The sequence below is a fragment of the Pontibacter saemangeumensis genome, assembly GCF_039541895.1.
Lineage (GTDB): Bacteria > Bacteroidota > Bacteroidia > Cytophagales > Hymenobacteraceae > Pontibacter > Pontibacter saemangeumensis.
On the sequence record NZ_BAABHC010000039.1, the window covers coordinates 188,222 to 204,650 of the forward strand.

Below are 16,429 nucleotides of genomic sequence, written 5' to 3' on the forward strand. Positions count from 1 at the left end.
GTTGATGTTGTCTCGTATACTGTTACAATGTCCTTGTAATTATCGGCGGCGGCAATTAATTTACCATCCTGACTCATTGTTACGCTAGGTGTGCCACTTGGCAAAGAAGATACCGCTTTACCCCTTATGTCATATAATGTGACTTTCGAAAAAGCGCCATCTAAAGAGGAAACTACAGTATTTCCGAATGCATCTGACGTGATACTGGCTCGTCCTGCATAATCATATTCGTCTGTTCTAAACGAGCCATATTGCTGCATGAATTTCCCGGTGGATGTGAATTTTTGAATGCGGTGGCCATTGATATCAATTATATATACATTGCCACCAGCATCTACACTTACATCTAAGGGTTTCCATAGTTGTCCTGCACCTTTTCCTGCAATGCCGAATGTGTAGAGTAGAATTCCTTGGGAGTTATATTTGCTGAAAGTATTGGTATTGTGGCTGGTTACATAAAAGTCTCCTTTCAGGTCCACAGAGAGGCCTGCCGAGGTATACCCGCCGTAGCTTGTTCCGTAATATCCTGCTATGTTAGTGAAAGATGTAATTAAATTTCCGGAGGGATTGAATTTCTTTACATGTGTTCTTTTCTTCACTATGTCAAGCACATATATGTGCCCCTGAGTATCTACGGCAAGTGTTAATGGATTAACAATGCCAGCTCCCTTCCCTCCAAACGCCAAAATTTCCTCACCTTCAGTATTAAGTTTTATTATTTCATTTGTAAAATGATCTAACATGTAAAGATTATTATCTTTATCATAAACCACCTGATTTGGCCTTCTCAGACTTCCCCACTGCTCTATAAAATGGTGATTGGAATCATACTTGCTAACAGCGCTTCCGTATTTGCTGTAACTGCCGAGATACAGGTTGTTTTGGTTGTCAAAAGCAATGTCATAATCGCTTCTCCAGTAAAGAATGTCAAGCTCTGAATCAAGAGAAATTCTTTTTTTGAATACACCAACGGGTGAGTACACATTTATGGTCGGGGTAAAGTTAGATATATAGATATCCCCATTTTTGTCTATCTCCAGATGTTTTGGCCTAATAAGGCTGCCCTCTGTAGTAGCTTGCTCGCTGAAGCGCTGTATTATTTCACCATAATGATTTAAAACCGTCAGTAAAGAAATATAGGAATTGTTAGATTTATTCAACTTGGTTTCAGCAACATAAATATTAGTATGGCCATCGAAAGCTAATACTATATCTGAAGTCTGGTGTTCTGGGGCAGCATCAGCAAGGGTTATTGATTTAAGGAACTCACCATCTGTGTTGTATACAAAAAGCCTTCTTGTTGAACTGTCGAATATGCAGAGATTAGAATCTTTGTCAAAAAGTATAGAATGAGTAAAAGTATATTCATCAGGTCCTGTCCCAGCATTTCCGAATACCTTCAGGAGCCTGCCGGCCGGGTCATGTTTTTCAATGCGCTTTTTTACCCGATTGAGCAGGTAAATATTACCTTGATCGTCTATGGCGATATCGCCAGGCGCGCCGTCAGAAATGTAGGAGTTTGCATATTCCTCCTTGTTTATGGTGAATTCAGATATAACCTCGCCATTTTTCATCTTCAGTATTCTTGTCTTATCTATCAAATAGATATTGTCCTCCCTGTCAATTGCCATGCCTCCAAAATCAAAGTTAGGAGTGCTGCCAATAATCATCTTCTCCTGGTAGGCAGGGCTTTGGGCAAAGGAAGAGTACAGCGGAAGAAAGGACAGGAGTACAAATAATGCGGCTCTCATAAGCTTGTTCTGACAGAAGGCGGTAGTGGACTGTGTATCAATATTAAAACGGGTAAATATATATAATCCGTTTTATATAACCGTTCTGATATTTCCGAATTCATCACTTTATCATGAGTTGAGGCAAAGCCGGTTCGCTGTCGTTTCAGTCGCCGGAGTAGGCCGGGCTTTTGCTGATTGAGATTAGGAATTTTAGGCGCTGCTACCGGTTGTTCTTGCTGTTATAAAGGAGGTAGCTATAAATAAAGAAGCCTCAGCGGGAGATGCCGCTGAGGCTGTTTGATGAAAACCTGGTAGTGCTGTGCCTATCCTCTTCTCTCTCCTCCTCAGTCCGGCAGCCTGAAGTCGATCTGCTTTAGCTCGTTGCGGAAGACTTTGTAAAGGGTGTAGTTGTTGGAGGCCTCATTGTAATAGATGGTGACCGGCTGGCTGCTCTCCAGCACGCGATTGCCGATGAGGTTGCCTTCGCTGTCGTAGAGATACGTTTTCTGCGGGCCGGTTTCAGTGATAGCGTATATCCTGTTCGCGCCGCCGAAGTGGAAGTACTGCACGATCTTAGGCGCCGATGTCACGTAGCGCTTCTCAAACAGCTCATTCAGGTCCTGGTCGAAAAGCGTGACCTTCCCCTGCTCCTGCCGCACGATGACGGATGATCTGCCGTTGCTGCTTTCCGGCACCAGATCGAACATGGCGCGCTTGCTGGGCCTGTGCAGCTGCTCCCTGCTCAGCACTTTGCCCTGCAGGTTAAACGTCACCACACTGCCATACCGTGTCACGGCCGTCAGGGTTGTGCGCCGCAGATCGGCGCCAAGGTTCACGCCTATGCCGCCCGTTACCGGAGACTTCAGGCTGATCGGGAAACCGGGATAGGCATCGCCCTGCCGGTTGAGGGCATAAATGTAGCCGTTCTCCAGCACCACCACAATCACATCGCGCCCCCCCACCCGCAGGTGCTGCGGCGCGGTGGCCAGCCGGTAGTCCATGCGGCGCGGCTGCCAGCCCTGCAGGGCGGCCCCCCGTGTATCGTACATATAGAGGTTGCCCATGATATCATCGATCAGCAGGCGGTGGTTTCCGTCGTTCTCGTAATCGAACACGGCCAGGTGCTGGATGCTCAGCGAGTCGCCCATGTTAAAAGGGAAGTTCACCAGTTCCTGCCCCTGCTCGTTTATGGCATGGATGCGGCCGGCAGTCGCAAACAGGTAGCGGAGTTTCTTATCCGGCCCCATCTCCACCTCCAGTATGTCCCCCCTGACGGAGGCACCCACGCTGTCGACCCAGCCGCGCTGGGCATTGGCGGTAATATTATACAGCACGCCTGCGGAATCCTGTACCACCACCTCCCGGCTACGGTCTGCGGCATTGTGTATCGGGAAAGGCCGCGTATCGAGGCGGGCGTTAAAGGGCAGCGTCTGCTCAACCCCGAAAACGTCCTGCCCTGCGCCGCTGTTGCTGCGGTCCGGGCTGCGTACCAGGAGGCTGGTATAGTATTGTGGCCCTACTTTGGAGAACTGCAGGCTCAACTGGCTATACCGCTTGATGAGGGATGCATTCTGCAGCAGGTTCTCCCGTTCAGCGTCCTCCACATAGCGGTTCAGTATATACCAGGCGTTAACGGTGTTCAGGTAGATGCTCAGGTTCGCCTCGTGCAGCGTTTCCTCCAGAAAGGCTTTTTGCACCACCGACTTTCCCCAGACATTCTCCTCCGCGATATCATCCAGCAGCGACCGGAGCGTGACCACCCGTGCCGCCATCAGCAGGTAATCATCCACCTGCACCACGTAGCATTGCTCAAAACCCTCGAAAACCTTCCCTAAAAGATGCTTGGGCAGCTCGGGCACGTTCAGCAGCTGGATGGTATAACTACCGTGCTGCTCTGTAACGGGGGGCTGCTTGCGGGCCGTGGCCAGCTGCGCGCTCAGGCTGCTGAGCAGCGCTGCCGTAGCGGCCGGGTCAGCCACATGGGCAAAGGCCACTTTTTCCGGGGTGGCGTTGATGCTGGCGGATTCAAGGTAGGCAATGGCCGCCTCTTCGCTTAGCGACTGCGCCAAACTGTCTACCGTGGCGGCATAGACAGACTTGTTCTCCTGGCGGGGCATCCCCAGGCGCTCGATCTCGTCCAGGCCGAAATGCAGCAGCAGCGCCGTGCGGCTCGGCAGGTAGGCTTTTACCCCAAGCGGCTGCGGCTTCTCGGGCTGCATGACCTGGTGCAGGGAGTTCTTCAGCATCTCGGGGGAGGAAAAGCCGCTCAGGAAGATTTTGTCCCGCTCCAGTTTCAGCTCCAGCAGGGCGTTCTGGCTAAGGGAAGACAGGTAGCGCACCTCCGGCATCACCTCCTCTTTCAGGAACAGGTTCAGGAAGTCCGGCAGCATCCTGTAATTCACAAACACGTTGGCATACACCTCCGGCTTACCCAGGTGAGTGGTGCCCCTGAGCTCACCGGCGATGGAAATGGGCTCCTCGCGGTTCAGACGCCGCACAATCTCCTCCACCAGCACCCCCGAAGGGCTCAGGATAATATTGTTATGGTGAGTGAAGTACGTAAAATGCGTGCCAAGCCGGGTGTTGGTGATATCGGTGAGGAGCACGCCCTGGTACCGGCGTGTCTCTTCCTCGAAAAGCGTGCTCTTGCTCATATCCTCGGTGAGGGTGCGCAGAAAGCGGTGCTCCCCCACCGAGGCCACCGGCACATAATACACATAGGCCACGTCGGCTTTACCTACCACATGGATGGAGGTGAGGATCTCTTTTTCGTCGAGGAAGCGCGAGAGGCGCTGGTTGCCGGGGGCCACGCTGTCGAGGGAGGCCAGGTTCTCCTCAAAGCGCTGCGCAAAGGGCAGCACCGAGAAGCTCTCCCAGAGCCCGGTTTCCCGCAGGTGATCGAGCAGGGCCGCATGGTTATTGGTTTCCAGCACAAGCACCGCACTCTCCGGCACCAGCGTCCACAGGTCTACCTTCTCCCTGGACCCTTTCCAGCGGTTAAAGCTGTAGTAAGCCAGCGAGGCAAGTATAACAAATCCGATGAAGTAGAAAACGATGCGTTTTGGCATGGCAGGCATTCTGGAACTACAAAACTAAGGGATTTTTCCAAACTTCGCCGGCCATGGCCTCCATTCCTGCCCGACCAACCCGCAGGCACCGCCCCAACTGCCTGGGCTCATAACAAAAGGCAGGCGCCACCTCGTATATATAAAAGCTAATTTATATAGACGAGCCACCCTTACCCACGCGAGCATGTTTAGAATTCTTGTCCCGGTTGATTTTGAAGAAGGCACCGCCAACGCCTGCCGTTACGCCCTGCGCCTCGCCTCCGGCGCGCCACAGGCTGAAGTCCTGCTGCTGCACTGTTTCAGAGACTACCTGGCGGGCCCCTGGCACGAGCCGGTGGAGGAAGGACGCAGCACGGCCACAGACTCCGAAAAGCTAACGGACAGCGTGCTGCACCGGAACGAGGTGGAAGAGCGCGACAAGCTCGAGGCTCTGCGCCAGGAACTGCAAAGCACCGCGGCGGCAAAAGTGCTCCTGAAAACGGCCTTCATCAACGGGCTGCCCGAGGACGTGATTCCGGTGGAGGCGCAGCACTTAGGGGCAGACCTGATCGTGATGGGCACTGCAGGGGAAGACAGCCTGAGCCGCTCCCTTTTTGGCACCATCACCACCAAAATGGCAGAGGAGGCAAAAGTGCCGGTGCTATCGGTGCCGCTGCACGCCCGGGCAAACACCCTGTCACGCGTGCTCTATGCCACTGATTTTGACAGTTCCGATGCACAGGCCATCGCGGACCTGCAGCAGCTGCTCGCCCCCTTCAACCCGCACATACTCTGCCTCCATATCACCTCCGGCGCGGCATCGGATAAGGACCATGAACAGCTAAGGCAACTGCAGGCGGAAGTGGAGGGCATCCGCACCGCCGATAACATCCGGTACACGCTGCTGGAGGGCAGCACTGACCTGGCAGCTACGCTGGAGGAATTCGTGGAGAAAGAGCAGGTGGACCTGCTTGCCGTCACCAACCACAAGCGCTCGTTCGTAGACAGTATTCTGCACCCCAGCCTGACCAGGAAACTGGTGCTGGAGGCAGAGGTGCCCCTGCTGATCTTCCACAGCCAAAGCCTTTAGCTAGCTCTCCGTATTTGCCATTTGCAGCTGCGCCAGCAGCGCTTCGCAGTAGCGCTCGAAAGCCCCGTCGCTCATGGCCATAAACAGGAACGGCTCGATCAGCTCCAGTTCCATGAGCGCCAGTTCGCCTGCGAGCTCAACGCCATCCACCCGCGCATAGAGGCAGCCGGGGGCGTGCCTGTCTGCGATGGTTTGGGCCGCGGCCAGCAGGCCTGCGGGCGGCTCCGGGGTGTGCACGGTGCCACCGAAAAAGTGCTGCACCCGGAAGTCGCCGGCCTTGGCTGCCTTTAGCACCGCATGACTATATATACCATTAAAGAACAGGAACGACCATTCTCCTTTTGTCTGGATCTCCTCCAGGAACGGCTGCACCAGGAAACTCTCCTGTTGCAGCAGCTCGTTGAGGTAGGCTGTCTTAGCTGCTGCCTCGCCTGGCGTGAGGGCAAACGTGTTTTTTGCCCCACCGCTCACGGCTGGCTTCACGATTATTTTCTCAGCGCCCAGTCGCGCGAACGCCTGCGCGGCATCAAACTCACTGCCCTTCTCCAGCCATACCGTGGGCACCACGTTCACCCCCTCCTGCTGCAGGTCCAGGAGGTAGCGTTTGTCCGTGTTCCAGCGCACCGTTTTCACCGGGTTCAGCACCCGCACCGGCAGCTGCTCCAGCTTGTCGAGCCAAGCATAAAAAGCGTCTATTTTGTCGAAGTAGTCCCAGGGCGATTTGAGGATAATGACCTCGAACCGGCTCCAGTCCACGGCGGGGTCGTCCCAGATCTGGAAGGAAACAGAAAGCCCTTTTTCCAATAACAAATCGTAGAGTCTGCTGTTCTCCTCGTCAGAGATACCGGTATAGTTTCCGGTGTTGGTATATGTTATAAGCGCTATTTGCTGCATTGCAGATTTTGTATCATATTTGCCCCGAAATTATACTTTATGCCGGGGCCAAACAACCAGCGGAGGCGTTTTAGCTATAACTTTTGAGCGGCATCACCACGTATATACATTTACTTTTACCTATACATCCCTTACCCCCTTACCATGTTTTTCCTCCGCTTCAGCATCTCCCGCCGCTACACGAACAGCCTTGCTGTGCGGCTGATGCTGCTTTTGCTGCTCGTGAACGTGTTCACGACTGCCTGCAGCGCCGACTTGGGGGGCGAGGAACGCGGTGATGCGCCGGAGGAGCGACGGCTAGCCGCCCCCGACACGGCCTCTACGCGCCGCCGCGCGCCGGCTGAGGCAGCTGCTGCTGCCAGCCTGCTGAGCAATCCATTCGTCGCCAGCCGCAGCCAGGGCAATAACCTGAGCACGTATTTCGACCGTATCAACGCTGACTTTACCGTGGATGCCGACGCCATCGAAAACCGTCACAAGCCCAGCCTCACCGATACCGTTTTCACTATCCGGTTCGGCAACTCGATGATGGAGTTTTACGCCCCCAGCCAAACCGGGGAGCTGCTCCTGCAGGTAGCCGACATCCAGAGCAGCGACATTACGCTGCGCAACAACCTGCGCGTGGGCATGGGCGAGGCAGAGCTGCTGAACAGGCTGAAAACACAGGGAGACGAGCTGGTCATCACGCAAAGCAGTGACCGGATTGTGGCCTCTGTCCGCGAGGGCGCCCCTGCCTCGCTGCACTTTCACCTCAAAAACAACAAAGTAAGCCGCATCCGCTACGAAGGTTACGTGGATTAAACCTGCTTATCAGGTAACCCGACTGATAAACTGCCCATGCCCTATATGGCTTATTTACAGGCTAATTTTATATATAGCAGCATTCCCTTTCAGGCTACTATCAATTATCCTGCTACTCCTGCTGAATTAAAAAGTAAAGCTTTCTATATAACCCAGGTTGCGATTTAGTTTCGCTGTTGAAACAAGACCCACCCCTAACCCCTCCCAAAAAGGGAATTCTTTTCCTGGCAAGTAATATCCCCCTCTTGTAATGGACAGGTTCTCAGCCATCAAAACCCAAACAATTTTATATATAGCAACCTGGGTTATATATAAAGCCGCCTTGTTTTCGCCTCTAAACGCGCGAATTGGTACCTTTGCCTGAAACCTATCTCTAAGCTATATATGCGCATTGTTCTACAGCGGGTCACGCAGGCCTCCGTTGAAATTGAGAAAGCAGTAAAAGGTGAAATCGGGTTGGGGCTGCTGGTGCTGGCGGGCTTCAGCCCCGAAGATACCGATGAAGACCTGAAATGGACGGCGGCAAAAGTAGCCCAGCTCCGCATCTTCGGGGACGCGGAAGGCAAGATGAACCTGAGCGTGCAGGATGTGCAGGGCGATATCCTGGTGATCAGCCAGTTTACGCTATATGCCAACTCCAAAAAAGGCAACAGGCCGTCTTATATCAATGCGGCTCCTCCTGCTGTGGCCATTCCGTTGTATGAGCGGTTCGTGGCCTTGCTGGAGACTGCCACGGGCAAGAAAGTGCAAACCGGTGAGTTTGGGGCGGATATGAAGGTGTCGCTGCTGAACGATGGCCCCGTCACGATTGTGCTGGACTCGAAAGCGAAGGAATAGAAAATAATTTATATATAAATCCAGGATATATATAAAACTTTTCGTATATATACCTATCGGATTCACAACCGTCTCGTCTGTTCCACTTCGTTTCCCTTGGGCTATGATTTTCAGTTCGCGTTCCTGCTCCTTGGTTGTACTCCTGTGCCTGTGCATGGGCATGTATATAGCATCGCCCACTGTTGCGCAGGCGCAGCAAACGGACAGCACGCAGGCACAGACAACGCCGCCGCAGCGTTGGGTCGTGGAAACCAAAGACGGCTCCGTGATTCAGGGGGTGTACCTGGGCCAGAGCGATGCGGGCATCCGGTTGCTCACGAACAGTGCCGGGGAGATCGTGATCCCGATGAGCGAGCTGAAAAGCTTCCGCATCCTGGATGAGCGGAACTTCCGCAACGGCGAGTACTGGTTTGAGAACCCCAACGCCACCCGCTACCTTTTCTCCCCTTCGGCCTACAGCCTCCGGAAGGGCGAGGTGTATTACCAGAATACCTATTTAGTCATCAACTCGCTCAACTACGGCGTCACAGACCGCTTTACCATCGGGGCCGGCTTCGAGCTGATCTCTACCTTCTCCGGCGAGCCTATCTTTTTCATCACCCCGAAATACTCTTTCCCCATCAGCGAAAACTGGAACGCCGGCGCGGGCATACTTTACGCGAACGCCGCCATGGAAGACTTCTCCGGTTTGGGCATTGGCTACGGCATCATCACGTATGGCAACAAAGACAACAACGCCACGCTGGGCGTGGGCTACGGCTATGTAGACGAGGAAGTTTCCGGGAAACCTGTCTTCACGCTCAGCGGCATGCGGCGGATAGGCCGCAAATCGGCACTCGTAACGGAGAACTGGATTGTGCCTGTCGACGGGTACTATGGGATATATTCCTACGGCATCCGGTTTATGGGGGAGAAAATCACCGTCGACCTTGCCTTCCTGAACAACGCCGACATTGCCAGCGAAGTCCTGTTTATCGGGGTACCATATGTCGATTTTGTGGTTAAATTTGGCAGATAACCAAGCACAGCCTATATGACATTAGCCGAAGCGCAGGCCACCGTAGATAAGTGGATACAGGAAAACGGGGTACGCTATTTTAATGAGCTCACCAACATGGCCATCCTGACGGAAGAAGTCGGGGAAGTGGCCCGCATTATAGCGCGCCGGTACGGGGAGCAGTCTTTCAAGAAGAGCGATGAAGGCAAAAACCTGGGCGATGAACTGGCCGATGTCCTGTTCGTGCTGATCTGCCTGGCTAACCAAACCGGCATCGACCTGACGGAAGCCATGCAACGGAACCTGGAGAAAAAAACCTCCCGCGACAGCCAGCGCCACAAACAGAATAAAAAGTTAGAAAGTTAAAGAGTTAGAGAGTTTAATTGTGAATGTGGATTTAATTTTACACTTTCTAACATTCTAACTCCCCAACTCTACAACTTCTTCACTCCTGCCAGATCCACCAGCCTGTCGTGGCGCCACACGGGCAGCACATCGTATAGGTTGTGTTGCAGGCAATATTTGATGTCTTCGTGGATGTTCAGGTTCTCGAGGCGCCGCACGTGCGATGATTGCTTCAGGAAAGCGAACATATCCGCTTTGGCGGCCTGGTACAGGTGGAGCGAGGCCAGTGTCGCGTCGTTTTCGAACGTGAAATCCTGCTGCAGGCAATCGGCCAGGGCGCCGGCAAAAAGCGTATCCTCTAAATTGAACTTGCCTTTCCAGCCCGCGCAAACCACGATCACGTCCAGTTGCAAGTCCCGCAGGTGGTCGGCCACGCTCTGCAGGTTCAGAAACGACCCGATCACGACCTCCTCGGCTGCCTCCGACAAACGAATAGCGCGGGTGCCGTTAGTGGTGGTGATGGCAACAGAGCGCCCCTGCACCACGCCGTTCATGTAGCTGAAGGGCGAGTTGCCTAAGTCAAAATCCTCCGCTTTGATGCCGTTCCGCTCGGCCGCGGTCAGGCAACCCTGCCCGGCATAGGCGCGGCACTCCTCCAGTTCCATCACCGGGAAGATATCGGTGGCACCGTGCGCAAAGGCTGTGACCATGGTAGAGGTAGCCCGCAGAATATCAACGGCCACCACTGCCTTTCCCTCCAGATCATACAAGTGCAGCAACTCCGGGCTGTAGCACACATCTATACTTGCCATCTTTGTTCGTTTACCGTGTTCCGTTTTTCGTTAATCGTTTTTCGTATCAGGACATTGACCACGAAAAACGATTAACGAAAAACGATTAACTATTTTTTATAAAAAGGCAGCTTTACCACCTGTGCTCTCATATTCTTGTTGCGGATGCGTATATAAATCTCGGTGCCGGGCCTGCTCAGGTCGCTGTTCACATACCCCAGTCCCACGCCCTTGCCCAACGACGGCGCCATGGTGCCGGAGGTTACCTCCCCCACTTTTTCGCCTGCCGCGTTCACGATGTCGTAGTGGGCGCGGGGTATGGCTTTCTCCAGCATCTCGAACCCGATGAGCTTGCGTTGTACCCCGGCTTGCTTCTGTGCTTTCAGGTTCGCCGCATTGGTGAAGTCTTTGTCGAACTTCGTGATCCAGCCCAGGCCCGCCTCCAGCGGGGAAGTGGTGTCGTTGATGTCGTTGCCGTAGAGGCAGAAGCCCATCTCGAGGCGCAGGGTGTCGCGCGCGCCCAGGCCGATAGGCTTGATGCCGTAGGGCTTGCCCGCTTCCATGATGGCGCCGAAAACAGCCTTGGCATCCTTGTTCTTTACATACAGCTCAAAACCGCCGGAGCCTGTATAGCCCGTAGCCGAGACGATCACGTCCTCCACATTGGCAAAGGTGCCTTTCTCGAAGGTATAGTAGACCATGCCGTGCAGGTCGATGGAGGTGAGCGGCTGCAGCGCCTCGGCGGCTTTCGGCCCCTGCACCGCAAACAGCGACACTTCATCCGAGATATTCTCCAGCGCCACCCCGCCCGTATTATACCGGTTCACCCAGTCCCAGTCCTTCTCAATGTTGGAGGCATTCACCACCAGCATATACTCCTCCTCGCTGAAACGGTACACCAGCAGGTCGTCCACAATGCCGCCTTCCTCGTTGGGGAAGCAGGAATACTGCACCTTGCCGTCTGCCAGTTTGCTTGCGTCGTTCGAGGTGATGCGCTGGATCAGGTCCAGGGCGCCGGGGCCGCGCAGCATGAACTCGCCCATATGCGACACATCGAACACCCCCACCGCGTTGCGCACGGCATTATGTTCTTCTATATCAGAGGTGTAGCGCACCGGCATGTTATAGCCTGCAAAAGGCACCATCTTGGCTCCCAGCGCCTCATGCACGTCATTCAACGCAATTTTCTTCAGTTCCATATCTCGAATAAGGTCTTGCTGCCTGTGCGGCAAAAATAAGCAAAATTCATCCGCTTCCGAAATTAATCTCCTGCCCTGCCCGGCATACCCGCAGGCAGCACCGGGGCTACCTGCGCGAAGCGTTCAGAAAAGCGGGAACCACCCTCCTTTAACCTCTCATCTGGCCGGAATATTATAAATGCAACAAGATATAAGGAAGCTGGCCTTTAGGGTTGCCCTGCTCCGCTCACCCCCTGCTCAGGTGCCGCTGCCGGTTCCTGATAGGCCGCGCGGGCCGCTGGCCGCTTACAAACTTCCGAAAACAATTGTACCTTTAGCCGTTGCAGCCATGCCCCGCCATGGCTGTTTTAGCAAAGAAGAAGCGCCTTAGATGAAACTTTCTGTTAAACTTTTTGCAGGTTTTTTACTTATATCCCTCTTATTCACGGCAGTAGCCATTGTCAATTTCCGGTTGTCTGAGGATGTGATCGAAAACACAGTGTGGGTATCGCGGTCGCAGATCGTGGTGCGGAACTCTGCCTCCCTGCAGCGGAACATCATTGACATGGAAACAGGCCTGCGCGGTTTCCTCCTGAACGGCAACGAGACTTTTCTGCAACCTTATCTGCAGGCAAAGGACCAGCTGCCAAGCCTGTTCACAGAAACAAGGAAATTTGTTACCAGCTCGCCCGAGCAGACCGAAAAGATAGATGACATCATTCGGCTGCAGCAGAACTTCGAGAAAAGCTATGCCGAGCCGCTTATCGCCCTGAAGCGGTCGGACACGCTGGATATACTGGATTTCGACTCAAGCACGCAACTGGACAGCCTCGTGCTTGGCGAGAAAATCCTGATCGACTCCATCCGGGCTGCCTTCCGCGACTTTAACGCCTATGAGTACAAGGTGCGGGAGGAGCGGCGGGAGCGGCTGGGGAGCAGCATCAACACGACCCGGAACGTCTCTACCATCCTGACCCTGCTATCCGTTATCCTGGGCATTAGCTGGGCCTACTACATTACGCGCCTCATCACCAGGCGCATCATGAAGATGGTGAACCTGGCGGAGGAAATCTCCAGGGGAGACTATAAGACAAAGATCATTGATACCTCGCGCGACGAACTCAGCCAGCTCTCGAACTCCCTGAACCGCATGTCGGCCACCATTGATGAGACGTTCAGCGAGCTCGACCGCAAGAACATGGAGCTCGACCAGTTCGCCTACGTGGTGTCGCATGACCTGAAGGCGCCGCTGCGGGGCATAGAAGTCGCCTCCCGCTGGGTAGAGGAGGACATGGGCACGCAGCTGCCGCCAAAAGTGCAGGAATACCTGCTGATGATGCGCATCCGCGTGCACCGCATGGAGAACCTGATCAACGGCATCCTGGCCCTGGCCCGCATCGGGCGCACCAACCAGATAGAAGAGGAGGTAGACGTGAATATCCTGCTGAGCGAGATAACAGACATGCTCTCGCCGCCGGACGGGTTTAAAATAGACGTGCAGGAAGACCTGCCAGTACTGCACACGATCCGTATACAGTTACAGCAGGTCTTCAGCAACCTGATCAGCAATGCCATCAAGTACCATGACAAAGCATCGGGCCTGATCAAAGTCCGGTATCGCGAGACGGATGAGTTCCATGTTTTCTCCGTTTCGGACGACGGCCCCGGCATTGACCCGGCCTATCACGAGCGGATTTTCGTGATATTCCAGACCCTGCAGGAGCGGGATGCGGTGGAAAGCACCGGCGTGGGCCTTACCATCGTGAAGAAAATCGTGGAGTGGCAGGGCGGCACCATCTGGGTGTCGTCAGAGCCCGGACAGGGGGCAACTTTCACCTTCACCTGGCCAAAAGAGGCGGTTGAAGTGAGATAATTTTATAATTTTGCGTTAATTGTACCAGAAGCACCAAAAACGAATGACTGAGCAAGCTGTAAATATCCTTTTAGTAGAAGATGACTACCTGGATATTATGAATGTAGAGCGGGAGCTAAGCAAGATTAACCTCACGCATCCGGTGCACGTTGCCCGTAACGGCCGAGAGGCCCTGAATATGCTGCGCGGAAGCGAAGGCGCCGCCAAAATATCGCCCGCGCCCAGCGTTATTCTGCTGGACATCAACATGCCCAAAATGAACGGGCTGGAGTTTCTGGCAGAGGTGCGCCGCGACCCCGAGTTCAGCCATATACCTGTTTTCATCATGACCACCTCCAACGAGGAGACAGACCGCCTGGCGGCGCAGCGCCTCAACGTGACAGGCTACATCGTAAAGCCGCTCACCTTCGACAGCTTTGAGAAAAGCCACTCCTCCCTCGACAGTTTCAGCCTTTTCCTTGACCTGATCAGGCTGAAGTAAGGGCCTCCGGCTGATATCATATACCTTTCTGTAGTGCCTCTGGCAGCGTAGGCAGCAGCGTAAAAGACTGCCGGTGGTGTTCCGTGGCCCCATAGCGGGCGATGCCCTCGCGGTGCAGCCGGGTAGGGTATCCGGCGTTTTGCTCCCACCCATACCGGGTATAGGTTTCCGCCAAGCGGCGCATCAGGTCGTCGCGGTAGGTTTTGGCCAGCACCGAGGCCGCCGCAATAGAAAGGTACCTGCCGTCGCCCTTCACCATGCAGCTATAGGGTACCTGCCTGTAAGGCTTGAACCGGTTGCCGTCCACCAGCAGGTACTCCGGCTCCTGGCCCAGTTTCTCCAGTGCCCGGTGCATGGCCATATAGGTAGCGTTAAGAATGTTGACTTCGTCTATTTCAGCGGGCGAGGCCTCTCCTATAGCCCATGCCACGGCGTCCTTTACAATATCCAGTTGCAGCAGTTCCCGCTGTTTTTTGCTCAGCACCTTGGAGTCGTTGAGAAGGGAGTGCCTGTACCCGATGGGCAGGATGACAGCCGCGGCCACCACAGGCCCTGCCAGGCAGCCCCGGCCCACTTCGTCTACGCCCGCCTCCAGTGCATATCCGCTGTGGTTGGAAAGTAGCATAATGATACATTAGGGCCAGGGAAGAGTAAACTGCACCTCACCTTAATTAATGATATAAACTAAATACTCTTTGGCGTAAGGCTCTTCTTATCACTGTGGGGCATACAACCTAATTTGTATGTGTGTTTCCATCGCAGTGTGCCACAAGTATATAAAGAAAAACCCGCCGGTCAAACGCCGGCGGGTTTTAAGCAATAATTTATTTCCTGCCAGCGCATTAAAATGTATTATAGATACGCTGGCAGGAAAGCAGGTTAAAGGGCTTTGTTAGTGGCCAACTCTGAGTTCGGCATCGGCCACACGTAATCTGTGGACGTTGGAGCGACCGCCGGTGCGCTGATCCCGCTACCCGTTTTTTCAGGGAATGTCTGCAGCGTTCTGGTGATGTCCAGCGATCGGAAGCCTTCGCCTAACAGCTCAATGCGCCTTTCCGTCAGAATCGTGTTTACTAAAGCATCTTGTGTGGCAACGGCCTCTGCCGGGAACGCATACGAGGCGTCTGACCTGCCCCGAACAGCGGAAAGAAGCGCAACAGCTTTATCTAAGTTGCCGGTTCTTGCGGCAGCCTCGGCATAATTCAGTAACACTTCCGCGTATCTTATCACAGGTACATAATCCGTGAAAGGGGCTGGCTTCACAAACTTTGCCAGGTAGGCATTGCCACCTGCTGTAACAACAAGCTTCGTTTTCCTGGCATCTGTAGCAGGCCATGCCGCATCATTCAGGATACCTTCCGTACTCAGGAAATATTCTCCATTACCAACAGGGGCTGCATTAAAGTAATACCCCAGCTGGTTCTGCGTGCCCGGCGCATCCAGGTCAGACATCGGCATGGAGAAAACCGACTCTGTTGTCGTATAATCAGTAAAAGGAACCGCCACGTCTGCCTGTAAAGCATGCGCCACACCGGATGGCGCTGTGAAAGGGGCCACATCAGTTACGATCTTCTGCGCCTCTTCTATCACTTTTCCATAGTTACCCATGTGCAGGTAAACACGCGTCTTTAAGGCAATGGCGGTGTTCTTATGTGCCCTTGTCGTATTAAGCGCTGGGGTGGCATAGCTTTCCGGAAGGGCGCTCTCTGCCTCGTCCAAATCCTTTAGAATCTGAGTGTAAACTTGTGCCACCGAGCTACGAGCCAGGTCATTGTTTGCAGTTGAGGTTTCAGCCTGCAAGCGCAGCGGCACACCTGGAGAATTTCCATTGTCTGCACTGTAGGGCTTTGCGTAAAGTGTTACAAGGCTATGGTAAGCAAGCGCTCTCAGGAACTTGGCCTCAGCCTGGTACTGCGCATAAAGCGCTGGGTCAATCTTGGCTTTGTTGTCCTCGAGCCCCTGCAGAAACACGTTGATCCTGTTGATGGCTGCGTAGGCTGCCCCCCATAGGTTCTGCACCTCGTTTGTGCCTGACTGCACGTTTTGCTGCCAGGTCTGGAGACCGGTTACGCCATTGGTCAGGCGGTTGATGTATTCTTCCCCCCTGATCTCGTTGTACATCAGGAGCCTGCCGCCATAAAACTGGCCGCTCTTCATGGCGTCGTAGAGACCGTTTACCTGCCCCTGAATTCTCTCAGGGGTATCAAAAGCGTTTTTGTCTGAGATGGAGGTTTCCGGAACCGGGTTCAGCAACTCATCCGTATCGCACGCTGCAAAGGTGAAAGGCAAGGCAAGAAACGTCATCCTGAGCAGGAAGTGCTTGCGTGCTTGTATATTTATATTCTTCATTTTGATCTGATTT

The 16,429-nt window shown here is 53.8% G+C and carries 13 protein-coding genes and 1 pseudogene; 7 read left to right on the forward strand and 7 right to left on the reverse strand.

Going from position 1 to position 16,429, the window contains the following annotated elements; all coding sequences use genetic code 11:
- Window positions 1–989: 989 nt before the first annotated feature.
- Together ABD920_RS25020 and ABD920_RS23235 are read right to left on the reverse strand one after the other, a co-directional pair.
- Window positions 990–1,751: pseudogene (locus tag ABD920_RS25020) on the reverse strand (NHL repeat-containing protein); the annotation flags it as partial.
- A 326-nt stretch (window positions 1,752–2,077) separates the two neighbouring features.
- Complete coding sequence (locus ABD920_RS23235; RefSeq protein WP_345162882.1) at window positions 2,078–4,801, reverse strand: hypothetical protein; 2,724 nt, start codon at window positions 4,799–4,801, stop codon at window positions 2,078–2,080.
- 184 nt (window positions 4,802–4,985) lie between these two features.
- On the opposite strand from ABD920_RS23235, the gene ABD920_RS23240 reads away from it, so the two are divergent.
- Window positions 4,986–5,870: a universal stress protein gene (locus ABD920_RS23240; protein WP_345162884.1), complete on the forward strand. Its 885-nt coding sequence runs from the start codon at window positions 4,986–4,988 to the stop codon at window positions 5,868–5,870.
- Here ABD920_RS23240 and ABD920_RS23245 read toward each other — a convergent pair whose 3' ends face one another.
- The gene (locus ABD920_RS23245; RefSeq protein ID WP_345162888.1) at window positions 5,871–6,764 is read right to left on the reverse strand and encodes an ATP-grasp domain-containing protein; all 894 of its coding nucleotides are present in this window, start codon (window positions 6,762–6,764) and stop codon (window positions 5,871–5,873) included.
- A 144-nt stretch (window positions 6,765–6,908) separates the two neighbouring features.
- Here ABD920_RS23245 and ABD920_RS23250 point away from each other — a divergent pair, with 144 nt between their 5' ends.
- The 4 genes from ABD920_RS23250 (at window position 6,909) to ABD920_RS23265 (ending at window position 9,765) form a co-directional block, all read left to right on the forward strand.
- Entirely contained in the window at window positions 6,909–7,565 is a 657-nt protein-coding gene (locus ABD920_RS23250; RefSeq protein ID WP_345162891.1) for a hypothetical protein, read from the forward strand.
- A gap of 384 nt (window positions 7,566–7,949) precedes the next feature.
- Complete coding sequence (gene dtd / locus ABD920_RS23255; protein WP_345162894.1) at window positions 7,950–8,402, forward strand: D-aminoacyl-tRNA deacylase; 453 nt, start codon at window positions 7,950–7,952, stop codon at window positions 8,400–8,402.
- Between the two features lie 154 nt (window positions 8,403–8,556).
- The gene (locus tag ABD920_RS23260) at window positions 8,557–9,420 is read left to right on the forward strand and encodes a hypothetical protein (protein WP_345162896.1); all 864 of its coding nucleotides are present in this window, start codon (window positions 8,557–8,559) and stop codon (window positions 9,418–9,420) included.
- Between the two features lie 15 nt (window positions 9,421–9,435).
- The gene (locus ABD920_RS23265; protein ID WP_345162899.1) at window positions 9,436–9,765 is read left to right on the forward strand and encodes a nucleotide pyrophosphohydrolase; all 330 of its coding nucleotides are present in this window, start codon (window positions 9,436–9,438) and stop codon (window positions 9,763–9,765) included.
- 68 nt (window positions 9,766–9,833) lie between these two features.
- Here ABD920_RS23265 and ABD920_RS23270 read toward each other — a convergent pair whose 3' ends face one another.
- Window positions 9,834–10,556: a 2-phosphosulfolactate phosphatase gene (locus ABD920_RS23270; RefSeq protein WP_345162902.1), complete on the reverse strand. Its 723-nt coding sequence runs from the start codon at window positions 10,554–10,556 to the stop codon at window positions 9,834–9,836.
- A gap of 89 nt (window positions 10,557–10,645) precedes the next feature.
- Complete coding sequence (gene gcvT, locus ABD920_RS23275; RefSeq protein ID WP_345162905.1) at window positions 10,646–11,734, reverse strand: glycine cleavage system aminomethyltransferase GcvT; 1,089 nt, start codon at window positions 11,732–11,734, stop codon at window positions 10,646–10,648.
- Window positions 11,735–12,104: 370 nt separating this feature from the next.
- Here gcvT and ABD920_RS23280 point away from each other — a divergent pair, with 370 nt between their 5' ends.
- Together ABD920_RS23280 and ABD920_RS23285 are read left to right on the forward strand one after the other, a co-directional pair.
- Window positions 12,105–13,586 carry a sensor histidine kinase gene (locus ABD920_RS23280; protein ID WP_345162908.1) on the forward strand — a complete coding sequence of 494 codons (1,482 nt, stop codon included), beginning with the start codon at window positions 12,105–12,107 and terminating at the stop codon, window positions 13,584–13,586.
- 43 nt (window positions 13,587–13,629) lie between these two features.
- On the forward strand, window positions 13,630–14,067 hold the full coding sequence (locus ABD920_RS23285) for a response regulator (RefSeq protein WP_345162911.1): 438 nt from the start codon (window positions 13,630–13,632) through the stop codon (window positions 14,065–14,067).
- A 16-nt stretch (window positions 14,068–14,083) separates the two neighbouring features.
- Here ABD920_RS23285 and ABD920_RS23290 read toward each other — a convergent pair whose 3' ends face one another.
- Together ABD920_RS23290 and ABD920_RS23295 are read right to left on the reverse strand one after the other, a co-directional pair.
- Entirely contained in the window at window positions 14,084–14,692 is a 609-nt protein-coding gene (locus ABD920_RS23290; protein WP_345162914.1) for a ribonuclease HII, read from the reverse strand.
- Between the two features lie 254 nt (window positions 14,693–14,946).
- A complete protein-coding gene (locus ABD920_RS23295) occupies window positions 14,947–16,416 on the reverse strand; it encodes a RagB/SusD family nutrient uptake outer membrane protein (protein ID WP_345162917.1) in 1,470 nt (489 codons plus the stop codon).
- Window positions 16,417–16,429 lie beyond the last annotated feature (13 nt).